Consider the following 22,871-nt stretch of genomic DNA (forward strand, 5'->3'; position numbering starts at 1 on the left):
GTCTAGGCAGCAAGGCCGACCGGCGCTTGACCCGGATCAACGGGCCTGCCCTGCGGCGAAATCGCTCACGCATCGCCCTGATGTGCGGTGGAGGCTACTGCGGGCAAACGTATGCGGAGACGTCAAGCCGTCCGGCCATCACTTCTGTTTGCGGTCAATTACTCGCCGCGCCTGCCTCTTCGGGTTGACATATATCAAGCGCGTATCGAGGCCGGCGCCTACGCTGAATGCAGCGAATCGCAACATTGAGCACACCCTTGCCCCTCAGGAGACCCATCATGTACCAGCGCATCCTGCTCGCTGTCGACGGCAGCCGTTCTTCCGACCTTGCACTGAGCCAGGCCACCATCATCGCCAAGGCAACCGGGGCCGAGGTCAAGGCGTTGTTCGTGGTAGACGACAGCGATGTGTTCTTCGAGGCTAGTTACTTCAACCCCAAGGAACTGATCGACAACATCACCGCGCACGGCCGCAAGGCGCTGGATGCCGCCTCGGCCAGGCTCAGCGAAGCAGGCGTGCGCAACTCGGTGAAACTGGATGAAAAGCCGGTTGCGCCCGGCCGGATCTCGCTGACCATTGTCACCGAGGCCGATGCGTGGAATGCCGACCTGATCGTGCTTGGCACCCACGGCCGCCGCGGCGTCCGGCGCCTGCTGATGGGCAGCGTGTCGGAAGGCGTGCTTGCCAAGACCAGCAAGCCCGTGCTCCTGGTCCGCAGCGAAGTCGAAGGTTAGGCGCGTCACGGCGCCACGGGCGGCGTAGGAGTGCCAGGCCATGCCCCGCCAAACCATGCGTGCGATGGTCTTCGAGGGCGCGGGCCTGCCGCTGCGCCTTCACAACTTGCCGGTTCCCGACCCGGGGCCTGGCGAAGTTCGCATTGCCGTGGGGGCTTGCGGGGTGTGCCGGACCGACCTGCATATCGCCGACGGCGACCTGCGCCATCCCAAGCCGGTGCTCATCCCAGGGCATGAAATCGTCGGACAGGTGGATTCGTGCGGCGCCGGCGTCACCGCCTTCAAGCCGGGCGACCGCGTGGGTGTGCCCTGGCTCGGACATACCTGTGGCCGTTGTCACTACTGCCTGCGTCATCACGAGAATCTTTGCGACGCGCCGCTGTTCACTGGCTATACCCGCGATGGCGGCTATGCGGAGTACGTTATTGCCGACAGCGGCTATTGCTTCCAGATTCCGCCTGGCTACGATGACGAACACGCCGCACCACTACTCTGCGCCGGCCTGATCGGCTACCGGACGCTGCGCATGGCGGGCGCAGCCAGCCATGCACACCGCATCGGCATCTACGGCTTCGGCGCCGCCGCCCACCTGGTGACGCAGATCGCGGTGGCGCAAGGCCGCGAAGTCTACGCCTTCACCCGCGCGGGCGACGCAGGCGCGCAGCAACTCGCATACCAGTCCGGCGCGTGCTGGGCCGGCTCGAGCGACCTCCAGTCGCCCGTGCCGCTGGACGCCGCGCTGATTTTCGCCCCGGTGGGCGCGCTGGTTCCCAAGGCGCTGCGCGCTGTGGACAAGGGTGGCATCGTGGTCTGTGGCGGAATTCATATGAGCGATATCCCAAGCATGCCTTACCAGCTGCTTTGGGAAGAAAGGCGCCTGTGTTCCGTAGCCAACCTCACGCGTGCCGACGGCATCGCCCTGATGGATATCGCCGCCCGGACTCCGCTGCATACGCACACCACCGCGTATCCGTTGGAGCAGGCCAACGAAGCGCTGGCCGACCTGCGCGAGGGCCGGCTTACCGGCGCCGCCGTCCTGAAACTCCGTCAATAGATTCCTGGCAGATAGATCGATGAGCCGTTACCAGACACGTTTTCAGGCGCGTGAGCATGCGGGCTCGGAACTGGCCTGGGCGTTGCGCGCGTATCGGGGAACCGGTGCCCTGGTCCTGGCGATTCCGCGCGGCGGCGTGCCGGTCGGGCGCGTTGTGGCCGACGCACTGGGCGCTGACTTCGACCTGGTGATGGCGCGCAGGATCGCTCCTGGCGTAGCACTGGACGACTCTGGCGCGACATGGTGCACGGACGCAATGAACGCAAATGGCGGCGCCAGCAGCCAGCGTGATGCCCAGTTCGACCAGCTTCGCAGGCAGCGCGCCGTGTATACGCCGGTTCGCAAGCTGGCGGATCCGGGCGGTCGCGTGGTGATCGTCGTGGATGACGGCCTGGTGAGCGGCGCAACGATGTATGCGGCCCTCGCAAGCCTGCGCAAGCGGCACCCTGCCCGGCTCATATGCGCGCTCCCGATCGCCACCGCAGCCGGCCTGGACCGGGTCCGCGCGTTGGCCGACGAAGTCATCTGCCTGGATACACCGGACCGCATCGAAAACCTCGCGCACTTCTATCATGAGTTCCAGCTGGTCAGCGACGACCGCGTCCGGCAGTTGACTGGTATACCGCCAGCGCAACCCCAGACCCGCGCCCGGCCAAGTGCGGTGGCGGGCGTGCCGTCGTTGAGCAAGGCGATGCTGATTCCGTATCAGACGACTCGGCTCCGGGCCATGCTCGAATCGGCGCCGAACCCGATCGGCGTCGCGGTGATGGTGCATGCCGGTGGCGCGCAACGCCGCGCAGCCCGCAGCCATTACCTGGCACGCAAGCTACGCGCGAAAGGATTCGCCACCTTGCTCGTAGACCTGCAGCCTGACAGCCGCGTCGACGACGCACCGGAATCGGACGTCGATGAGCTGGTGGCAAGACTGGACCAGACCTTGAGCTTCCTGCGTACTGGGACGCCCTGCGCAAGCTTGCCTGTGGGCCTGCTCAGTACCGGCACCGCAGCGGCGGCAGCCCTGCGCTCGGCCGCCTGCAGCGCGACGCAACTCAGCGCTGTAGCCTGTGTTGCGGGGCGGCTGGATCTCGCGGGAAGCGCAACCCTGCAGCAGCTCGAAATCCCTGCCTTGCTGATATGTGCCAGCGGCAATCCGAAAGACATTCAGATCAACAATCTTGCATTCGAACAGATGCATTGTCCGCGGCAACTGAGGCTCATCCCGACCAGCGGCCGCGGATTTGAAGACCCCAGGGCCCTGGAAGACATCGCGGCACTCACGATAGGCTGGTTCGAGCGGCACCTTGCGGCCCCATCTCCTCTCGGCCTGGGTTACGGCGGATGACAATACCTGGCGGGTTACGCTCCGCAGCAGTCTTATCAAGCTGCAGCTTGCATTTCCCCTCGGACTGAGCCGGATGTCTGGCGCGGCCGCTACGAGCGGTAGTCTTGGTGGCGGTTCGTCATACTGGAGAATGAGGAATAACCGCAGCTTCGGCTGCGGTTATTCACTTTGGACGCCTGACACAACGTTGGGCTGGCTGGACCGTCGCTTGCCGGCTGGGGATTCAACCGGTCGACATCGAGGGGTAGTTGGTCGACGATTCAAGACACTACCAGCACCGCTGCCCGTCAATGCCGATCGAGTGTCCTGGCTTGCGCGGAGGCAGCGAATACGCTTCGGCGGACATCAGGTCGGCAGGGTAGAGTTGGAGGAACGACCGCGTTTCATCCGCCCTCGCGCCGGACAGGCCAATTCACGTCAAGCCACCTTCTGAAGCTCGACGCCATACAAGGGTTGCAGGTGCCTACTTGCCGCCGACGCCGACCTTGCCGCGCCCGACCTTTCGATGCGGCACACAGGGGCGCAGCCTCTTCCTGGAGCCAGCCGTCAACGTGACGTGCTCCGCAGGGTAGCGGGTCGTCCTGTGCGGCGCGGCCTGATAGGCGGAATGGCCTGGATTGATGCGCTTGATAGCTGACATGACTGACACCTCCTCGTCTTGTTAGCGGCACTTAGCCCGGATTACCGCCCTGCGGTGGAGACGTAGCAGCGCCCTGCTCGAGGAATCGACGCCCGCCTCGCAGCTCACGGCCGGCTTGCCGCAGCGGAAGCGATGAGACCGCATGGCTTAGCGACTGATAGCTCTGGTGCAGCATCGATTGGATGATTGCCCAGTCCGCGTCCGTCATGTCGCCCGCTTCTGCGCGAGCATCGCGAAGCAGCATCGCTTGCGCGCGCAGCCGCCCGTGTTCGCGCGTGGCATTCGCGGGCACCATATACAGCGAGGCCGCCGCTTCCGCGCAAGTGTTGGTCAACGCATCGGGCCCATAACGATCATGCTCCCGATGCACGATCCACCATTCCAGTTCCAGCCTGGTGGTTCGGGCGATGTCGAAGTTGCGGTCCCCCGTGTAGTGGATCAGGGTGAAATAGGACTGCAGCGCGGGCATCGCCTTTTCGTAGTCGCTGCGCTGCTTCCCCTCTTTGAAGGTGAAGGCGGCGGAGGCGCCATAATAGGCGCCGACGTACGACCTCAGCCACGGAAACCGATACTGCGTGCGCAGGGTCTGCGCCAGTTCAAGGAAGAGCGAGACGGGTCGGCGATCGTAGTACGAGCGCCACATCCTCGTTTCCAGCGTGCCGGTCGCGATCGGATCGAAGCGGCTCAGGTCGCGGTGCCATGGCCAGAAGAGATCGGCTGCGGCATAGCCGATTAGTAACAAAAGCGCGACCAGGATCGTCCGTCTCGAACGTCCTGGCCGGGCAGCAGTCGGATAGCGCCTCAGGCCGCGAAGGGGGGCGTGCCGGGTTGTGTGCATGTCGAATCGCGTTGCTACGCAACAAGCGCCTGGTCTATTTCTTGGCTACCCGCCCGAGGACGGCGGCCAGCTCGGCATCTTCCAGGACCGGCATGATCTCCAGCTCCATCAGATCGCTCCACTGATAGGCGAACTCGGTGAGCTTGGCCGCATCGTCGGTTTCGAGCAGATCGAAGCCCGACCCGAGAGAGGCGCTGGTCCACCTGCCCAGCAACTGGATGCCCTCCGGCGGTAGCCCGCCGGTTCGCAGAAAGCGATCGATCGCTTCGGCGCGCTGCTCCTTATCCGGAGCCCAATGGAAGGTCATCATGAATTTCATGGCGGCATCTCCTGATGGTGGTGTCTCACCTCCTCCTACTTCTATATACGTTCCGACGCGCCATGCGGATGCGATCGAGCGCGCGCGTCTCCGCGCGTGGCGAAATGGGGGAGTTTGTGACCTGTCGGGATGCCCGGAACGGACGCCGCCCGACGCCTGTCACCCGACGCGGACGGCTGGCGGCGCTAGCAGGTGAGGTGCAGGATCGCGTTGGCGCCTTTGGGGTTCGACGCGAGCGTCTTGATGGCGTCGGCTGTCGGCTGGATGACCAGCTCGACATGGCGCCGTTTTGCCTCGCGCTTCACCTCGTCCATCACCGGCAACGCGCCGGTTCCGGTGCCGACCACGAGTTTGCTGCAGTTCCAGGGGATGTCTTCCTGGATCGACAGCGGCGTGTGGCCGAAAGCTTCGCGGAATGGCTTGGAGGGGCCCTTCCGGCGTTTGTGGACCTTGCCGTGGTCGATGACTACGTCGTGGTTGTATGTGACGCCGTCGATACTGATGGTGCCGAAGGAGAATGATTCAAACCGCATTTAGAGCTCCTCTGCGATTTGGGTGCGCGTTTGCTGTGCGCGGTGGCTGGCCTTTGCGTGCGCCCGCTGTGGTCGTCAGACGGGCTGGCGAGGTGGTGCGGTCATCCGGCACGTTGCGCGGGGTGCTGCAGGCTGGCCTTCAGTTCCTCGCGTTCGGTGAAGGTCGGGTTGGCCTGCCAGCCGACTAGTTCGTCGTGCCAGCTCTCCCACACGTTCTCGTCGAACTCGAAGTCCTCATCCAGCCGCCCGCCGTCGCGCAAATAAGCGCCGATCACCTGCGTGCCATCCCAGTAGGCAACGGCCACGTCGGAGAAATCGGCAGTGGTTCCGATCGGCATGTCGCGGAGCAACATTGCCAGGTTTGCCTTGAACGCTCGGAATTCTTGGGAGGTCATGGCGGGCTCCGGTGCGGAGGCGGAAGATGATGGAAGGTTGCACCTGATCTTTCGGCGCGTCAATTTGGAGCGTTGACCGGCACACTTTGGGCCGCCGTGAAAGTCGACAAGAGCCGACCGGCCCACAACTGGCGGAGGTCGCTTGCCGGCCAGTTTGAGCCACTCGAAGGCTCCCATCGGATGACCGCATCGGCCGATGATCCGCCGTTGGCCGGCACGGCGGCGGACCGCTCTTCCCGGCTGAGGAACTGCCGTTCCCTGAGGCAGCTTCGAACGGCCGACCTCGGAAAACTAAGGGAAGAAGCTCAATGCCTGCTTAAAGGCGGAGACACCTCAGGACAGAAGCAAGTCCGCAATACTTCAAAATGCAAACAGTAACGCTCGGCATCAGCGACGGCGCCTTAGCGCCGTCCGCAGCATGGCGTTGTCAGGTGCTGGTGCGTCCTGTTTCATGGCGCAGGCCGGCTGAAATGCAAGACTTTCGCGTTCATCCGGATGGGGCAGATACAGCCGTTACGCGTCACACTGGATGCACAGCGCGCAAAGCCGTGGAATCCTGGTCGCTTACTTCATTCCTTGCATACACTCCTTCGGATCCATGGGCCCCAGGTTCTTGACGATTTCGAATTTCATGCCCTTCACCTGGGCGATATACATGTTCAGCCGGACGTGATGCTGACTGGGCACCATTTCAGCCGGCCCCCCTGGCCCCTGTGCGATCTTCGCGTGGTCCAGTGCTTTGATCACATCATCCTGGTTTAGCGAGCCGGCTTCTTTTACCGCAGCCTCCCAGAGTTTCAGACCACGGTACAAGCCGGTGGCTGCGCTGCCAGCGGTGAATTTGGCTTCGCCTGGATAGAGCTTGTCATACTTCGCCAACAGTTCCTTGCTAAAAGGATCGCTGACGTTCTGGTAGTAGTCGAGGCAACTATATAGGCCCTCCACTTGTTCCGGCGGAAAGAAGCCAAGGAAGTTCTCCTCGAAGTACGTGCACACGAGGTGGCCGCCGCGCTTCATGAAGCCGGACTGATGGAGTTGTTCGAGGAACGACCCCAGGCCGGGCGGAACTATCGTGTTGAATACCACCTCGGCTCCGCTGGAGATAATTTTTTCGATTGTCGCTTTATAGTCGGTATGGTCGAGCGGAAAGTACTCCTCGCCGACGATCGAGCCGCCATGGGCGGTTGCAACCTCACGTAGCTTCCTGTTCATCGTGTGCGGCCAGATGTAATTAGCCGATGGACAGTAGAACTTCTTTGCTCCGGTTTTCTGCATCAGCCATGGAATCGTAGATTCAACCTGCTGAGCAGGCACTGGGCCGGTGCAAAAGATCAGCGGGTGGCATTCCTCTCCCTCGTATTGTTCCGGATAGATGTAGAGCTTCTTGCCCTGCGAGACAGCAGGACCCTTGATGGCTTGCCTCATGGAGCTGTAAATGCCGCCGAAAACAACGTCGACCTGATCTTGCTGGACGAGCTTCCGCGCCTTGGCTTCCCCAACGCTATCGGTCGTTGCACTGTCCTCGAGGTACAGCTCGATCTTCCGTCCCAACAAGCCCCCCCTTGCGTTGATCTCATTGATCACCATTTTGGCCACATTTGCATTGGCGATGCCCAAGAACGAGAGGGGACCTGTAATGTCGGTGATGACGCCCACCTTGATGGATCCACTTGTTGATTCACTCATCGGTTCTTCTCCCTCAAACGGCCACGTTAAGCAGCGGAAGGCACGGCCGCCGGCTTGCCCGGTAGCTGGGCGATATTGTCAAGACTAGTTCATTGGGGCATTTCTTCTGTCCACTACCTCATTAGCGATGCCCCGTTCAAGTTAAGAGTTAAGACGGCCAATGGCAGCCACAGGTTGTGGGGCAAGCGGCACATGATCGAAGTGCAATTGGCTACTTAGGCCGATGAAGCGACGATCGCCAACCTTGAGAGCCGCTAGCCATCCTTCACCGGCCGTCCGGCGAGCGGAGGCTGGATGGCGGCACATCGGCCAACTCAACCCTTCCGCACTGAGCAGTCGAATGACTCAGTCACGCCCTGAGGTGGTCAGTCAAGTTTTTTTCAGAGCAAAGTTGGTTTCCCGCACGAGCCTTTAAGCCGGCAATCCTGTCCGTCTTCGTACCTGGGCGAACTTCGTCACCGCCGACCGAAACGGATTACCTTGGAAGCGCTAGGTTCCCGAGGAGTGGCGAACCGCGCTTCCTCAAGGCGTTGAGGTAGCTGCTCTCGTCGTACCGAGCTCCTGTCTGCCAACAACGGTAGAGGATCCGTATCCACTTGAACGCCAATGCGCGAACCGCAGCCTGGTACGAGCTGCCCTTCGCTCGATACAGTCAAACTCGCGCCTGCCCTCACCGGCCGGCTGCAGGCAGATGTCATGTTTAGTGTCGGCCCAATCGATGCCGACGAAGGCCTTGAATTGCTGATTCAACAGAGGTGCCATGTGAACCTCCACAAGTGATAGATTACTTGGCAGGGACATGCATGCTTGCGTTCAGCGAAGGCAATATAGTGAGCCGGTGCGACGGCGAGCCCTGAGTATTCGTTTGAGCGCAAGCGCACCTGTGGACTCGGAGCTAACTGAGCAATCGTCCTGGCGTTTGGGTCGGGATATTCGTAGCCCACAGGTGCATGTCCCGCCTTCACTGGCAGCTTCGCTGCCAGTCCCAAGGTATCGATGAAAGCGGGACGGACTATCTATAAAGGGTCGGGAAGCGCCGGTCGGCACCCTACCCTCACTTGACCCAGATCGGCGACGAATCGACCGGTCAGTGGCGGCTACCTCGAAGGAGACCGCCCAAATCGGGGGCTGATTAAGCGGCAGGCGGCGGGGTTCTCCTCCGGAGACCGCGGCTAACTTCGTCGTTGCCCCCGCTTTGGCACGCTGTCTCCAACAACGGCTATTTGTCGCACCTTCCCCTGTCTGCTGGTTTAGTGTTGCGCCACCGCGTCGGCGTCATCCCGAACTGCGCCGTGAACCAACGGACAAACGAGCCATAAGAGGAGTATCCGAGCGACTCGGCAATGCGGCCCAGCGAGAGGCTTCCGTTGTCCATATAGTGGATGACAAGATCGCGCCGTACGCTATTGACCATGTCGGAGAAGACCGCTCCGGTGCTTTCGAGCTGGCGCTGCAGCGTGCGCACGTTCATTCCCACGCCTTGAGCAACTTGCTCGATGGTAGCGCGCCCTATCGGAAGCATCAGATAGATCGCCTTGCGCACCTTGAGCACAACTGACGGCTCGTTAGCCCCCGGCAACCCTTCAAGCAAGCGTTGGGCATGGCGTGCCATGACGGGGTCGGCAATGGGGTTGGGAATCTCCAGGTCGGCAGCTCGGCAAACCAGACCGTTGAACGAGCTTGCGAACTCCAGCTTCCCCCCGAAGATGCGGCGGTGCAGCCGCAGATCAGGTGGGGCGTCATGGGTGAAATTGACGCTAAGAGGGTGCCAGGAGGTGCCCAGAAGCGTGCTACACATGCGTGACAGTGTGCCCAGTGCCAGCTCAACTGACTGTATGGATGGGCCGGCGTCATCCGCGACGACGTCCTCCCGGACGAAAACCTTCTTGCCGACCTCCTCGATCCGGATGACCAGGAACTCATTCATCAGGTGCCGAAACTGAATCAACGTTCCGACAGCGTCGCGCAGGGTCCTTTGATGCGTGAGCAAAACGCTGACGACACCGAGGTCAGACAGTTGCCACAGGTCGGCCATACGCAGCCCGAATGTCGGACATTGTGTGATCCGCGCAGACTCTTCAAGCAAGGTAACGGCACCACTCCCGGAAATCCAGTGGTCCGGGTCCGCAAGCATCTCTCTGCTCAACCTCAATTTCCGTAGCAACGGCTGCGGTTCCAGGCCCAATTGCTGCGCAACCTTGAAGTAGTTCCTGAGCACGCCAGTACGAATCAATGTGGCCATCGTTTCTCCGTTACTCGGGAAGTAACCCAGATCCGTCCGTTCAGGGGAAACCCGGGTATTCCGAATATTCTGTCATGAAATGAGACATGAATGTCATGAAATGAGAGAAAGCGACCGCCCCGGGATTACTAGACTAATCCCGGTTCGAGCTCAACAGTTCGTTGCGGCGCCGATAGCTACCCCCCATTAAGGAGAACGAAATGCAATTTCTGGATGATTCGCTGCACCCGGAGAATATGGACAAGGTCGTGATCACGGTGGCCCCCTACGGTCCGGAGTGGATGCCGGAAGATTTTCCCGAAGACATCCCTGTGACCATGGAAGCGCAAATCCAGAAGGCAGTCGATTGCTATGAGGCCGGCGCCAGCGTGCTGCACCTGCATGTGCGCGAACCGGATGGCAAGGGCTCCAAGCGCCTGTCCATGTTCAACGAACTGATCGCCGGCCTGCGCAAGGCGGTGCCGGACATGATCATTCAGGTCGGCGGCTCGATTTCGTTTGCACCGGAAGACGATGGCCAGGCTGCCAAGTGGCTGTCGGACGACACCCGACACGCACTGGCCGAACTGGACCCGAAACCGGACCAGGTGACGGTAGCGCTCAACACCATCCAGATGAATATCATGGAGTTGATCTATCCGGAATTCTACGAAGGCACGTCCCTCGCCAATCCGGCTACGTACGATGCCTACCGTGAAATGATCGTTCCGGCAGGCCCGACCTGGGCGGAAGAACACTTGCGCCGCCTGCAGAATGCCGGCATCCAGCCGCACTTTCAGTTGGTTGGCATGCACGCGCTCGAAACGCTGGACCGCATGGTGCGCAAGGGGGTCTACAAGGGCCCGCTGAATCTGACCTGCATCGGCATCGGTGGCGGCCACCATGGACCGCATCCGTACAACCTGTTCGACTTCATCCAACGTGCACCGGATGGCTGCACCGTTACCGCAGAGTCGTTGTTCAAGAACGTACTTCCGTGGAACACGATGGCGTTGGCGATGGGTATGCATGTGCGCTGCGGCATTGAGGACACCCTCATCGATCAGCATGGCAAGCGCTTCACCTCGGTGCAGCAGGTGCAGCAGCTCGTGCGAATCGCCAAGGAGTTGGGCCGCGAGATCGCCGATGGCAAGGAAGCGCGGGAAATCTACCGTATTGGCACCTGGTACGACGATGTCGATGAAACCCTGGCCGCCAACGGCATGACCCCGAACCGCAAGCCTGGTGTCAAGAACGTGCCGCTGCGCCGCGCAGCCTGAGTCGACTACGGCACAGACGAGAAGTCGGTCCAGTTGATATGCACTCCAGCCTGAATTGCGACAACTGGATCGATCTGCTTTGTCTTGTTCGCTCCTGCTGACGTCAGTCATGAGGAGCAAGTCTGAGCGCCCCTGCTCATGCCAGACACACCTGTCATTCGCACAACCACCGCATACGACGCCGTAACAACACATACGCAAAGGGCCAAATGACCTCGAACATCATCCGGCTTGTACGCCGTACCTGCCTTGCAACACTGTTGTCCGCCCTGCCCCTCTCCAGCGCACTGGCGGAAGGGGATTGGCCCAATCGCCCCATCCGCATCCTCGTTCCAGCTCCGGCGGGGGGCGCATCCGACATGATCGCACGTACGATTGCGGAGAGCATGCGCCAGAACCTCAGACAATCCGTGGTGGTTGAAAACAAGCCCGGCGCGGGCGGCATCATTGCCACGGACGCAATGCTCGGCGCGCCACGCGATGGCTACACATTCGTGCTGTCTCCCAACTCACTAGTGACGGAGAACCCGTACAGCTACAAATTCCGCTTCGATCCCTTCAAGGATGTGGTACCGGTCGCTGAAGTGGCCAGCGTGCCGCTGGTGCTGGTTGCCGACCCTCGTCTGCCGGTCACCAATCTCAGCGAGATGGTGGCCTACGTGAAGGCACATCCGGGAAAGGTCTCCTACGCGTCCTACAGCTCGGGTACGATTTCTCACATCAAAGGCATGCAGTTCAACAAGGCGGCCGGGCTGGACATGGAGCACGTCGGCTACAAGGGCTCGCCCCCTGCGCTCACCGACCTGATGGGCGGCCAGATTCAGTTCATGTTTGACGGCATGGGCACCGCGCTTGCGCTCGTGAAACCCGGCAAGGTCCGGGCGCTGGCGGTGACATCGGCCGAGCGTTCGCCGTTCCTGCCCGATGTGCCGACAATGGCGGAAGCGGGCTATCCAAATCTCAGCCAGATCATGGGCACCAGCGTCTGGTCCACGCCAGACGTGCCGGCTGCCATCCGCAGCAGGCTGCAGAGGGAGCTACTCAAGGCCGTCTCATCCCCTTCGGTGAAGAGCCAGCTTGCGGCACTTGGAATGAACCCAGGGAGTCTCACGCAGACGACGGCCGATTTGGAGAAGACGCTCAAGCGGGAGAACGAGCGGACGGGTCAGGCACTACGTGCCATCAACTACAAGCCCTCCTTGAACTGACCGCCATGCACGACGACAAGTACACCGGTACAAGCACCCTGCCAGCCACGCCCATCAGCGACAGCTTGCGCGCGAGCGGCTATTGGAATCCGGAGTGGAACAGCTTCACCGAGCTAGACCCCATCTGGACCGAGAAATTCCTCGACATGGCCATGCATCCTATGACCAAGGGGCTGATAGAGCCAAAGGTCTGGGAGTTCATCTCCATAGCCGTCGATGTATCCTGCACGCACATGTACGGTCCTGGTACGCGGCGCCATATCCGCCGGGCGCTCGAGCTCGGCGCCACCAAGGAAGAGATCGCCGCTGTCCTTCAAGGCGTCAGTGTTCTAGGCTTGCACGCGAACAGCATGGGTGCGCCGATGCTGCTCGAAGAAGTCGCGCGCTTTGACGCGCATTCTCAAAGCAAGAAGTGAATCTCTTCCATCCAAGGCAAAGCATGCCAGTCAGCCTCATGTGCTGACTGGCATGCTTTCGGGTCTTCAGCGTTTTCCGGGAAAGGGTCTCATCTCGTTTTCAGCAACAACACCAGTCAAGGCGGCAGGCGCCATGTCAGGCTGTAATAAACACAGCAGTCCGCCCTCGCCAACTGGCACCGGGCACGCCATTGCAGCGTGCCCGGCTTGCAGACGCTTACTCGACCGCGATGCCTTTGTCGCGGATCACCTTGCCCCACTTGGCATAGTCCTGCTGGATGCGCTGGGCCATCTGTGCCGGCGCCTGGTAGTTGGCAATGGCACCGGCCTTCAGCAATTTGTCCTGGACATCCTTGTCGGCCAGGATCTTGCCGACCTCGCCCGAAACGCGGTCCACCACCTCTTTGGGCGTTCCCGGCGGCGCCAGCAGGCCGCCCCAGGAAACGGCGTCGTAGCCCTTGAAGCCTTGCTCGGCAATGGTCTTGACGTCGGGCAGCATGCTCACGCGCTGCGGCGAGCCGACCGCGATGGCGCGCAGCTTGCCCGCCTGGATGTGCGGCAGCGCGGCGACGAGGTCGGCGTACATGATCGGGACCTGGCCACCGAGGGTGTCGCTGATCGCGGGCACGCCGCCCTTGTAGGGCACGTGCTGCATCTCGAAGCCGCCCATCTGCTTGAGCAGTTCCATGCTCAGGTGGCCGAAGCTGCCCGCGCCGGAGCTGGTGTAGTTGAGCTTGCCCGGCTGTGCCTTGGCCTGTGCGATCAGCTTGGGCAGGTCCGTCACGCTGGGCAGCAGCGTCGGGTTGACCACCACCACGATCGGCAGGTCATAGACGGTGGCGACGGGCGTGAAGTCCCTGGTCGTGTCGTAGCCCGCCTTCTTGTACAGGTGCGGCGCCAGCAGCGTGGGCGTGGCCAGCATCATCAGCGTGTAGCCGTCGGGCGCGCTCTTGGCCACCTGGGCGGCAGCGATGGAACCCGATGCACCGGCGCGGTTCTCCACCACCACCGGCTGCTTGAGGCGCTCGGCCAGCTTCTGGCCGACGATACGCGACGCCGTATCCGTGGGCCCGCCCGGCGGGAACGGCACGACGAGCTTGATCGGCTTGTTCGGCCAGGATTGCGCGAAAGCGCTGCCGACCAGCAGCGGCACCGCGGCCAGGGCCAGGATGGCACGACGCCGGGAGTGGACCATACGGGTGAAATTTCGAGTACGCACGATTGTTGTTCCAGTTGAATCAGTGCAAGGGAACCCAAGCCCCCTTGCCGGGCAGGGCTGCGCGGACGTTCATGTGCGTCCGCGCGGCACGAATGCTCAGGCCTGCTGTGGTGTCTCGGGCAGCGTCAGCACGCCGCGGGCCTGCAGTGCCTGCAGCTGGTCATCGCTCATCTGCAGCAGGTTCTGCAGAACTGCCCGCGTGCCCTCGCCCAGCGTCGGGGGCGCGTTGCGGATCGGCAGGCGCTGGCCATCCAGGCGGTAAGGGGGCGCGAACACGTGCGTGCTGCCTGCCACGGGATGGGGCATCTCGCGCAGCAGGCCGCCCTCGCGGGTCCGCTCGCTGGTCAATGCCTCATGCAGTCCCGCCACCTTACCGCAAGGAATGCCGCAGGCCGTCATGCGCTCCAGCAGCAGGTCGCGCGCAAAGCCGCGGATCAGGCCCGTGATCATGGGGGTCAAGGTCTCGCGGTTTTTGGCGCGCTCCACATTGGTGGCATAGCGCGGGTCCTCGACGATGTCCGGACGCTCGATGACCTGGCGGCAGAACTTGTCGAACTGGCTGTTGTTGCCCACGGCGATGATCAGCGGGCCATCGGCGGACTCGAACATGCCATAGGGCACGATGGACGGATGGGCATTGCCATAGCGTGCGGGGTCGCGCCCGAGCAGCATGGCGTCCAGGCCGTAATAGCCGGTAACCATCAGCCCGCAGTCGTACAGCGCCATCTCGATCAGCTGGCCCTTGCCCTTGCGCTCGCGGCGGAACAAGGCCGCCAGCACCGCCTGCGCGGCATACATGCCGGTCATCAGGTCCACCACGGCTACGCCGAACTTCAGCGGCGGCGTGTCGGCTTCGCCGTTGAGCGCCATGAGCCCGGCCTCACCCTGGATCACCAGGTCGTAACCGGGACGCTTGGCCTCGGGGCCGCTGGTGTTGTAGCCGGAAACCGCGCAGTAAATCAGCTCGGGCTTGATGGCCTTGAGCTGTTCGTAGCCGAGGCCAAGCTTCTCAGCCCCGCCGGTCTTGAAATTGTGGATGACCACGTCGAACTGCGGCAGCAGGTCGTAGACAATCTGCACGCCTTCCTTGCTCTGCAGATCCAGCGTGATGGACCGCTTGTTGCGGTTCATGCTGTTGTAGTAGGTGGTCTCGGTCTTGCCGATGCGCATGCCCCAGTCGCGCGTGTCGTCGCCGCGGCCGGGGTGTTCCACCTTGACCACCTCAGCGCCGAAATCGGCCAGGACCTGGCCACACAGCGGTCCCGCAAACACTCGCGACAGGTCGAGTACGCGCACGCCCTCAAGCGGGAAGTCGATGCCTTGGGATTGGTCAGGCGTCTGCATTGTTTGTCTCCATGGGCTGTTTCGAGGCACGAGCCGTCTGTGAATAATCGTAGCTTATGTCGGGCTGGCGTCACGCGATGCCGGCAGGGCTGCCGCAGCGCAGCACTCTGGATGCGGTGCCGGAATCGCGATTGTCCGTGCCGGCGATGAAGACTGCAGTGCATCGCCGACGACGGTGGCGACAGAAGGAAGCGGAAGCTTCCTCGGGCGTGGGCGGGTCCCCATCGCGGTCAGCCTAGCATTCTTGCTTGGATAACACCGCTATACAATCCCGATTCAAATTGACAAAATGTTCAATAAAATTTGACAGTGAATCGGGCCGCTGAGGCACCCTCCGTCGGCGACCTTGACTCGAGGTTGTGCTTCTTGAGCAAGAAGGCGGTTCTGATTGCACCGCCCCTGTCCTCCGCAGGTCAGGGCTGGCCCTTTGGGGCCGACGCGGGGTGGCTACGCGTGGCCGCTGCCGAGGCGCCTTGGCCGCCTGCACGCCCCATATATCGCCGTGAGCTGCGCTCTTGTCCTTTTTGGCGCTCTCGCCGGAGGCACCGCTGGCAGCCTGCCCAGACGGCTCCGCGCGCCTGCCAGTGTCAGTCCCTGGTGTTGGAGGGGAGCCGTAGCGGCCGCCCTGGGCCCAAGCCGCAACAGCCGTAAGCGAAAGGGCGGCGAGGAAGGCTAGCTTTTTCATTGCTGTCTCCGTTCATGTGAGATAGCGCGCTTAGAAATAGAGGCGTATTAGATTTTTCAAACCTTCTTCACGTAAGAGTTGCACCAACCGTTTGCTGCGACCTGCTTATTACTGAAAATGGGACAGGGTCCCCACGCGTCGCCGGCTTTTCCTTGAAACAATTGGCAGTTGCTGCACTTCTGGCTTGCCTCGTGCCTTGGAAATTTGGCCTTATCGACCTTCGTTGTTTCGTGCTTGTATCCTAGTGAGACGGCTTGTGGATCGTTCTCGTCAAGCTTCCCCGCTTGTGCATTTGCCGGGGACTCGATGCCACCCACTGCGGCCGCAACAACGCTCGATATACCCCTCAAAAATGTTCGTCGAGTAGTCATCGCAGCACCTCCAGTCAAGACATTGTTGGTCAGCTTGTATTCGCCTCCCTTCCTTTCACGCTAGACGTTCGAGCGGCAAACACAAGCCATGAGGCCCGCTTTGCTTCGAACCGAAAAGTGCAGCACAAGACGCTGCGACCGGCGTAACCCAGCGCCGCCCCCTGGGGACAGCGCCGCGGCGGCAAACTGCATTGCATGAACGCCGGGCCGCGCGGGTGGCATCCGCTCCATCCCTTGCCATCGCCCTGCCCCAGCCGAAACATGGTTCAGGAAAGCACCGCTTGTAAGCCGGAGGTCAAAAAGCCAGGTCTCATACAGAATTAACAATTCGTCATCTTGCCAACGAGACAAGTTGCCTAAGCTGAGGCGAGCCGTCTGCAATTGGAGGAGGTCCTCATGCATTGCAATAACAAGCTTATCCCGTTGCTAGCCGGAACCGCGCTCTGCGCAGCCTTGACGGTCAGCCCTCCCAGCCAGGCGGCCACGCTGGTTTCCGGCCCCAGCCCATTTGCCGGATGCACCGTTGGCGGCGGCACCGGCATAAATTATTTGAATGCAGAGGTCGAACCTTATCTGGCCATCAATCCCGCCAACCCCACCAATTTCATTGGCGTGTGGCAGCAGGACCGCTGGTCGGATGGCGGCGCACGTGGTCTGGTTGCCGGTTCCTCCTTCGATGGCGGCAAGACCTGGACGCAGACGGCCCTGCCGTTCAGTGCCTGCGCCGGCGGGCTCGGTTACGAGCGCGCCTCCGACCCGTGGGTGTCGATCGGGCCCGACGGCACCGCCTATGCGATCTCGATTTCGTTCAACCGCTCCAACAACAGCAACGCGGTCGGCGCCGCGGTCTCGCGCGATGGCGGCAAGAGTTGGCAAAACCTAAGTGTCATCATTGCGGATAACGAACCCTCTTCGCAGTTCTTCAACGACAAGGAATCGGTGACGGCCAATCCGGTCACCCCTGGCGTTGCCTACGCCGTATGGGACCGTCTCGAGCAGCCGAATGCCAATCCGTATGCCAATTTGCACACCGCCGCCTTCCGCGGACCCGCGCTGTTCTCCAAGACTGTCGACGGCGGCCTGACCTGGAGCCCGCCGAAAGTGATCGTGAACACCCCGTCGCGGCAGCAGACCATTGGAAACCAGATCGTGGTCAACTCGCAGACCGGCACGCTCTACAACTTCTTCAACCTCATCAGGCCGCCCTTCAATATCACCGCGTCCAAGCTCGCGTTCGTCATGTCGACCGACGATGGCGCCACCTGGAGCAAGCCTAACGTCATCGCCGACATGCGCACGGTGGGGGTGACGGATCCCAATACCGGCGAAGCAGTGCGCACCGGGGACATCATTCCCGAGCCGGCCATCGACCCGGCAACCGGGCAACTCTACGTGGTGTGGCAGGATTCGCGCTTCAATGGCGGGCTGTACGATGAGATCGCCATGTCGACATCACGCGACGGCGGCCAGACCTGGAGCACTCCGATTCGCGTCAATACGCCTACCGGACGTCCCGCATTCACGCCGTCCGTGCGAGTCAATTCTGCCGGAATCGTTGCTGTTACCTACTACGATTTCCGCAACCTGGCCACCGGCAACACCACCACGCTGCCTACGGACTACTGGCTCACCACCTCGGGCAACGGGGGCGTTTCGTTCGGCGGCGAAGTCCATCTGGCCGGTCCCTTCGATATGAAGACGGCGCCGGCGGCATCGGGCTTCTTTGTCGGCGACTATGAAGGGTTGGCGACAATGGGAAATGCCTTTGTGCCCTTCTTTGTCCAGGCGAACTCAGGCAATACGGCGAATCGCACAGATGTGTTCGTGGTTGCTCCGTAACAGTAACCTGCATCATCGCTCCCTGCCTCTCCTGGCCGACGCCAGGTTAGGAGGAGGCGTGGTTGCAAGGATGGCTAGAAAGCTGGCGCTGTCAACTTGCTGGCAGTGCGCGGAATCTGAGGCAGGCTGGTACCACTGCACAGAAATCAGGGGCGCGAAGTACCGATCCCCATTTCTTCGAAGAGCTCGCGTCCCTTCACGATGCACTGCTGCTTAGCATCTTTAGATTTTTTGTACGCCCTTCTGCCGTCTTATGTCCCGTCAATCCACTGAAAGCTGTGCTTGCGCCTGCTGGCGGCTCCGGTTCACGCCGTTCTCCTGATTGCCATCATCGTATCGACGTCAATGACGCAAAAGTCGCGCTGGACCAATGCGCATACTCCTCACGGATATCGGAGCGATAAGGGCCCGGCGGCGAATCAGAATTCCCCATGTTTGCAAATTGCGTTTCCCCGCTTTAGCAGGGGGAGGCTTCCCACCGCGGAGGGAAGCTGTCAGGCTCGCCGATTGCGGCCCGCGCAATGCGGATTTGCGAACGCCGGAGCCGCCGATTGGGCTTGCGCGCCTTAGCACGGGTGCGGCTGCGCCAGGTTTTCATAGGACAGGATTTTTTTAGGGATGAATCAAGCGATCTTGCAATACCTGACCGAGCGCCACTGCTCCTCGCAATGGCGTGACGTGCTGACGGCGTTGGCCGAGGAACTCTCGGGGGTGATGGACCCGCCCAGCCTGCGCGCCTTCATGTGGCGCGTTGGCGTGCGGTTTGCCCAGCGGTTTGATCCGGGCAACTGCGCCACGCTGGCCGAACTCGAGCGGGCGCTTGCGCAGATCTGGCTGGACGTGGACTGGGGATGGGCCAGCATCGAGGATGCTGGCGGCGCGCTGGTGATCCGCCACTACTGCGCGCCGCTGCAGGCAGCGCTCGGCGAGTCATCCGGCAGCTGGTCGCCGGCATTCCTGGAAGGGGCCTACCAGCACTGGTTTCGCATGCTGGGTTCGTCCGACACCCTGAAGGTCAGCCAAAGTACGCCGATCGATGCTGCCGGGTGCCTGGAATTCCGGTTTGGCCGTTGAGGCGACGCGGGCCCGCCCTGCCGGGCCGGCCTCCCCAGCAACAGCACTCCTCTCCGTGAGTCAGAACCATGAGCCAGTTAGACGACCTGTCCCAGCTGTTCCAGCGCTTTGGCGGCAAGCCGGAAGCCTATAAAGAGATCGTGCGCGAGGACGCCGCGGCGCAAGCGCGCGAGCGTTGGCCGCTGCTGTCGGCGGTGCGGGTGGACGGCGCCGGCCTCGTGCCGCCGGTGCATAGCGCTGGACAGCCTGCGGCGGCACCCGTTGCGCCCGTAGCGTCGCCGGCCATGACGGCCGCGGGAAAGCCGATGGCAAACCCGGTCGAGGCGCCCGCGATGGCGCCGCGCTTTCGCACGCCCGAAGGCATGCTGCCGGCGCCGCAGACGCTGGCCCAGGCTGTCCCGGCGGTGCCGCCCGCTTCAGGTCCCGCATCTGGCCACGCATCCGGTCTCACTCCTGCTGCCGAGCCTGCAGCATCCTCCTGCCCCGCCGCCATCTGGACGCCCACACCCGAGCCCGCCGAGCCGGAGCGGGCAAGCCCGATCCAGCCTGCCCAGCCGGTCGCTGCCGGCACCGAACTGTCGCGCGTATTCGCGCGGCTCGAAGGCCGCCCGCAGCCGGCTCCGGCCAGCGAGCGAGTGCCCGCCCGCCGTTCCTTCCTCGATCGGCTGAATCGCTCGTGAAAATCATTGCAGTCGTCTCGGCCAAGGGCGGTGTGGGCAAGACCACGCTGTCGGCCAACCTCGCCGAAGCCCTGACCATGGCCGGCGAGCACGTCCTCGCCGTCGACCTTGACCCGCAGAATGCACTGCGCCTGCATTTCGGCATGCCGCCGCACGAGGTGTCGGGCCACGCGCGCGCCACGCTGGCAGGCGAGGCCTGGCAGCAGAGCATGTACCGCGGCCGCTCTCGCGTGGTGCTGATGCCGTTCGGCGCGCTCAACGAAGCGGACCGCTCCGCCTTCGAGGCCCATCTCGTCACCCATCCTGGCTGGCTGCGCACGCAGCTCGGCACGCTGGGCCTGGGGCGCGACGACGTTGTGGTCATCGATACGCCGCCGGGCCCTTCGCCCTACATGCGGCAGGCGCTGTCATGCGCGCAGCTTTGCGTGATGGTCTCGCTGCCGGACGCCGCCTCGTACGCCACCATGCCCCTGATGGAAGACCTGATCCGCACCTATTGCGAAGGCCGTCCCGATTACCTAGGCCACGTGCTGGTCATCAACCAGGTGGACGTGAGCCGCCAGCTTGGCAAGGACGTGGTGCAAGTGCTGCGCGCCCAGCTCGGCGAGCGCGTGCTGGGGGTGATCCACCAGGACCAGGCCGTGGCCGAGGCGCTTGCCTACGACCGCAGCGTGCTCGAGTACAACCCACATAGCCAGGCCACGCACGACCTGCAGCGCTGCGCCGCGTGGCTGCGCCGCGTCATGGCGGCCCATGGAGAAGCCGCGTGAAGCCAGACCAGTCCATGCGCTCCCCCAACGCGTTGTCGGCGGCCTTGCAGCGGTTCGGCAATGGCTTCGTGGAACTGCCGCTGTGGAACCGCAGGCCGGTACGCACCCTGGCGCTGGTGCTGGCGCTGTTCATGTTTGCGCTGGTGGTCACGGTGCCGCTGGAATTCTGGCAGCAAGTCGGCTTTGTCACGGCCTGCATCGTGCTGGCCATGTGGCTGAACCGGGTCAAGGGCCATCTCGCCACCCTGATGATGGTGGTGCTGTCGGTCGCGGTGTCCAGCCGCTATATGTACTGGCGGCTGACGGAGACGATAAGCCTGGGCAATTGGGTCGACGCGGCGTTCGGCATCGGCCTGGTGCTGGCCGAGCTGTATGCCTTCGTGGTCCTCCTGCTCGGCTACTTCCAGACGGCCTGGCCGTTGAAGCGCCGTCCGGTGCCGATGCCCGCGGACAGCGCCACCTGGCCCACCGTCGACATCTTCATCCCCACCTACAACGAGCCGCTGTCGGTGGTGAAGCCCACGGTGTTCGCCGCCATGTCGATGGACTGGCCGCGCGACAAGATCAACGTCTACGTGCTCGACGATGGCCGCCGCGAGGAGTTCCGCGCGTTCTGCGAGAAGGTGGGCGTCACCCACGTGACGCGCAACCACAACCGCCACGCCAAGGCCGGCAATATCAACGAGGCGCTCAAGAACACCCACGGCGAGTACGTGGCGATCTTCGACTGCGACCACATTCCCACGCGCTCTTTCCTGCAGATCTGCATGGGCTGGTTCATCAAGGACCGCAAGCTGGCCATGCTGCAGACGCCGCACTATTTCTTCTCGCCCGATCCGTTCGAGAAAAACCTGCGCACTTTCCAGGAGGTGCCCAACGAGGGCGAGCTGTTCTACGGCCTGGTGCAGGACGGCAACGACCTGTGGGACGCCACCTTCTTCTGCGGCTCGTGCGCCATCATCCGCCGCGCGCCGCTGCTCGAAGTGGGCGGCATTGCGGTGGAGACCGTGACCGAGGACGCCCACACCGCGCTCAAGCTGCACCGCAAGGGCTACGGCACGGCCTACCTGGCGATTCCGCAGGCGGCCGGGCTGGCCACCGAAAGCCTGTCCGGCCACGTCGGCCAGCGCATCCGCTGGGCGCGCGGCATGGCGCAGATCTGCCGGGTGGACAACCCTTTGCTAGGCCCGGGCCTGTCGCTGCCGCAGAGGCTGTGCTACCTCAACGCCATGCTGCACTTCTTCTACGGGCTGCCGCGGCTGGTGTTCCTGACCGCGCCGCTGGCCTACCTGCTGTTCGGCGCGCACGTGATCCAGGCCTCGGCGCTGACCATCGCCATCTTCGCGCTGCCGCACATGCTGCACGCGAACATGACCAACTCGCGCATCCAGGGCAAGTTCCGCCATTCCTTCTGGAACGAGGTCTACGAATCGGTGCTGGCGTGGTACATCATGCGCCCGGTGCTGGTGGCCTTCGTCAACCCGGCGGCCGGCAAGTTCAACGTGACGCCCAAGGGCGGCGTGATCGAGGAAGCGTACTTCGACTGGGTCATCTCGCGCCCCTACCTGGTGCTGCTGCTGTTCAACCTGCTGGGCGTGGTGGTGGGCCTGCTGCGGCTGTTCGTGTGGCACCAGGAGGCCACTACGGTGGTGCTCAACCTGGCCTGGACCTTCTACAACCTCATCATCCTGGGCGCGTCCATTGCCGCGGCCAGCGAGACGCGCCAGATCCGCGAGGCGCACCGCGTGGCGATGAAGCTGCCGGCCACGCTGCACTTCGGCGACGGCCGCGCCGTGGTATGCGAAACCATCGACTTTGCCGAAGGCGGCATCGGCATCCGGCTGCCGCATGGCGTCGAGGCCCAGGTGGGCGAGCCAGTGCGGATCTCGCTGTACCTGCAACACGACGAGCACATGTTCCCCGCCAGGGTGGTGTTCCAGGGCGAGTCGCACACCGGGCTGGTGCTGGGGGAGATGAGCCCGCGCGAGGAGATGGCCTTCATCCAGTGCACCTTCGCCCGCGCCGACGCCTGGATCGATTCGTGGGGCCGCAAGCGCCCGGACGCGCCCGGCATGGCGGCCGGCCAGATCCTGCGCATCGGCCTGCTCGGCTTCCATAACGTGATGTTCCACCTGAGCCGCGAGATGCGCCGGCTGCTGCGCCGGCCCGAGCCCGGCGCTTCCGCCAATTGACCAGCCAGAGCCGTTCACGCGCCGCGTCCCG

The 22,871-nt window shown here is 62.8% G+C and carries 21 protein-coding genes and 1 pseudogene; 11 read left to right on the forward strand and 11 right to left on the reverse strand.

Annotated features, from left to right (window positions below; translation table 11 throughout):
• Positions 1 to 278: 278 nt before the first annotated feature.
• The 3 genes from KB879_RS11920 to KB879_RS11930 are packed head-to-tail and all read left to right on the forward strand — an operon-like array spanning position 279 to position 3,130.
• Positions 279 to 734 (forward strand): universal stress protein, encoded by a 456-nt coding sequence (locus KB879_RS11920; protein ID WP_211981407.1) that lies wholly within the window; start codon positions 279 to 281, stop codon positions 732 to 734.
• A 40-nt stretch (positions 735 to 774) separates the two neighbouring features.
• A complete protein-coding gene (locus KB879_RS11925) occupies positions 775 to 1,788 on the forward strand; it encodes a zinc-dependent alcohol dehydrogenase family protein (RefSeq protein WP_211981410.1) in 1,014 nt (337 codons plus the stop codon).
• A 19-nt stretch (positions 1,789 to 1,807) separates the two neighbouring features.
• On the forward strand, positions 1,808 to 3,130 hold the full coding sequence (locus tag KB879_RS11930) for a phosphoribosyltransferase family protein (RefSeq protein WP_013953021.1): 1,323 nt from the start codon (positions 1,808 to 1,810) through the stop codon (positions 3,128 to 3,130).
• A 463-nt stretch (positions 3,131 to 3,593) separates the two neighbouring features.
• Here the strand turns inward: KB879_RS11930 and KB879_RS11935 are convergent, their stop codons facing one another.
• From KB879_RS11935 to KB879_RS11965, 8 genes and pseudogenes are all read right to left on the reverse strand, one after another.
• Positions 3,594 to 3,770, reverse strand: coding sequence for a hypothetical protein (locus KB879_RS11935; protein WP_194946799.1), 177 nt, complete (start codon positions 3,768 to 3,770; stop codon positions 3,594 to 3,596).
• A 31-nt stretch (positions 3,771 to 3,801) separates the two neighbouring features.
• Positions 3,802 to 4,608: a hypothetical protein gene (locus tag KB879_RS11940; protein ID WP_013953023.1), complete on the reverse strand. Its 807-nt coding sequence runs from the start codon at positions 4,606 to 4,608 to the stop codon at positions 3,802 to 3,804.
• A 34-nt stretch (positions 4,609 to 4,642) separates the two neighbouring features.
• Positions 4,643 to 4,927 carry a DUF3303 domain-containing protein gene (locus KB879_RS11945; protein WP_153954002.1) on the reverse strand — a complete coding sequence of 95 codons (285 nt, stop codon included), beginning with the start codon at positions 4,925 to 4,927 and terminating at the stop codon, positions 4,643 to 4,645.
• A 185-nt stretch (positions 4,928 to 5,112) separates the two neighbouring features.
• Positions 5,113 to 5,460 carry an MTH938/NDUFAF3 family protein gene (locus tag KB879_RS11950; protein ID WP_153954001.1) on the reverse strand — a complete coding sequence of 116 codons (348 nt, stop codon included), beginning with the start codon at positions 5,458 to 5,460 and terminating at the stop codon, positions 5,113 to 5,115.
• A gap of 101 nt (positions 5,461 to 5,561) precedes the next feature.
• On the reverse strand, positions 5,562 to 5,855 hold the full coding sequence (locus KB879_RS11955; protein WP_013953026.1) for a hypothetical protein: 294 nt from the start codon (positions 5,853 to 5,855) through the stop codon (positions 5,562 to 5,564).
• 564 nt (positions 5,856 to 6,419) lie between these two features.
• Positions 6,420 to 7,541 carry a substrate-binding protein gene (locus KB879_RS11960; protein WP_153953999.1) on the reverse strand — a complete coding sequence of 374 codons (1,122 nt, stop codon included), beginning with the start codon at positions 7,539 to 7,541 and terminating at the stop codon, positions 6,420 to 6,422.
• Between the two features lie 475 nt (positions 7,542 to 8,016).
• Positions 8,017 to 8,187, reverse strand: a pseudogene (locus KB879_RS39340) (IS110 family transposase); the annotation flags it as partial.
• 573 nt (positions 8,188 to 8,760) lie between these two features.
• A complete protein-coding gene (locus KB879_RS11965; RefSeq protein WP_153953998.1) occupies positions 8,761 to 9,783 on the reverse strand; it encodes an AraC family transcriptional regulator in 1,023 nt (340 codons plus the stop codon).
• 200 nt (positions 9,784 to 9,983) lie between these two features.
• Here KB879_RS11965 and KB879_RS11970 point away from each other — a divergent pair, with 200 nt between their 5' ends.
• The 3 genes from KB879_RS11970 (at position 9,984) to KB879_RS11980 (ending at position 12,666) form a co-directional block, all read left to right on the forward strand.
• Positions 9,984 to 11,042 carry a 3-keto-5-aminohexanoate cleavage protein gene (locus tag KB879_RS11970; RefSeq protein ID WP_211981411.1) on the forward strand — a complete coding sequence of 353 codons (1,059 nt, stop codon included), beginning with the start codon at positions 9,984 to 9,986 and terminating at the stop codon, positions 11,040 to 11,042.
• Positions 11,043 to 11,251: 209 nt separating this feature from the next.
• Positions 11,252 to 12,250, forward strand: coding sequence for a tripartite tricarboxylate transporter substrate binding protein (locus tag KB879_RS11975; RefSeq protein ID WP_211981412.1), 999 nt, complete (start codon positions 11,252 to 11,254; stop codon positions 12,248 to 12,250).
• A 5-nt stretch (positions 12,251 to 12,255) separates the two neighbouring features.
• Positions 12,256 to 12,666, forward strand: a complete 411-nt coding sequence (locus KB879_RS11980) for a carboxymuconolactone decarboxylase family protein (RefSeq protein ID WP_114130878.1) — start codon at positions 12,256 to 12,258, stop codon at positions 12,664 to 12,666.
• A gap of 217 nt (positions 12,667 to 12,883) precedes the next feature.
• Here the strand turns inward: KB879_RS11980 and KB879_RS11985 are convergent, their stop codons facing one another.
• The 3 genes from KB879_RS11985 to KB879_RS11995 form a co-directional block, all read right to left on the reverse strand.
• The gene (locus tag KB879_RS11985) at positions 12,884 to 13,861 is read right to left on the reverse strand and encodes a tripartite tricarboxylate transporter substrate binding protein (RefSeq protein ID WP_153954077.1); all 978 of its coding nucleotides are present in this window, start codon (positions 13,859 to 13,861) and stop codon (positions 12,884 to 12,886) included.
• Between the two features lie 120 nt (positions 13,862 to 13,981).
• The gene (locus tag KB879_RS11990) at positions 13,982 to 15,229 is read right to left on the reverse strand and encodes a CaiB/BaiF CoA-transferase family protein (RefSeq protein ID WP_013953035.1); all 1,248 of its coding nucleotides are present in this window, start codon (positions 15,227 to 15,229) and stop codon (positions 13,982 to 13,984) included.
• 741 nt (positions 15,230 to 15,970) lie between these two features.
• Entirely contained in the window at positions 15,971 to 16,285 is a 315-nt protein-coding gene (locus tag KB879_RS11995) for a high-potential iron-sulfur protein (protein WP_211981414.1), read from the reverse strand.
• Positions 16,286 to 16,681: 396 nt separating this feature from the next.
• On the opposite strand from KB879_RS11995, the gene KB879_RS12000 reads away from it, so the two are divergent.
• The 5 genes from KB879_RS12000 (at position 16,682) to bcsA (ending at position 22,840) form a co-directional block, all read left to right on the forward strand.
• Entirely contained in the window at positions 16,682 to 18,124 is a 1,443-nt protein-coding gene (locus KB879_RS12000) for a sialidase family protein (RefSeq protein WP_211981417.1), read from the forward strand.
• Positions 18,125 to 18,742: 618 nt separating this feature from the next.
• Positions 18,743 to 19,198: a cellulose biosynthesis protein BcsD gene (gene bcsD / locus KB879_RS12005; protein ID WP_013953037.1), complete on the forward strand. Its 456-nt coding sequence runs from the start codon at positions 18,743 to 18,745 to the stop codon at positions 19,196 to 19,198.
• 68 nt (positions 19,199 to 19,266) lie between these two features.
• Positions 19,267 to 19,878 (forward strand): cellulose biosynthesis protein BcsP, encoded by a 612-nt coding sequence (gene bcsP, locus KB879_RS12010; RefSeq protein WP_211981418.1) that lies wholly within the window; start codon positions 19,267 to 19,269, stop codon positions 19,876 to 19,878.
• Entirely contained in the window at positions 19,875 to 20,648 is a 774-nt protein-coding gene (bcsQ, locus tag KB879_RS12015) for a cellulose biosynthesis protein BcsQ (RefSeq protein WP_211981421.1), read from the forward strand. The genes bcsP and bcsQ overlap by 4 nt, the downstream gene beginning before the upstream one ends.
• A 14-nt stretch (positions 20,649 to 20,662) precedes the next feature.
• Complete coding sequence (gene bcsA / locus KB879_RS12020) at positions 20,663 to 22,840, forward strand: UDP-forming cellulose synthase catalytic subunit (RefSeq protein ID WP_371827413.1); 2,178 nt, start codon at positions 20,663 to 20,665, stop codon at positions 22,838 to 22,840.
• The last annotated feature ends 31 nt before the right edge of the window (positions 22,841 to 22,871 follow it).

Origin of the sequence: Cupriavidus sp. KK10, from assembly GCF_018223725.1 — a bacterium.
GTDB classification, from domain to species: Bacteria; Pseudomonadota; Gammaproteobacteria; order Burkholderiales; family Burkholderiaceae; genus Cupriavidus; species Cupriavidus necator.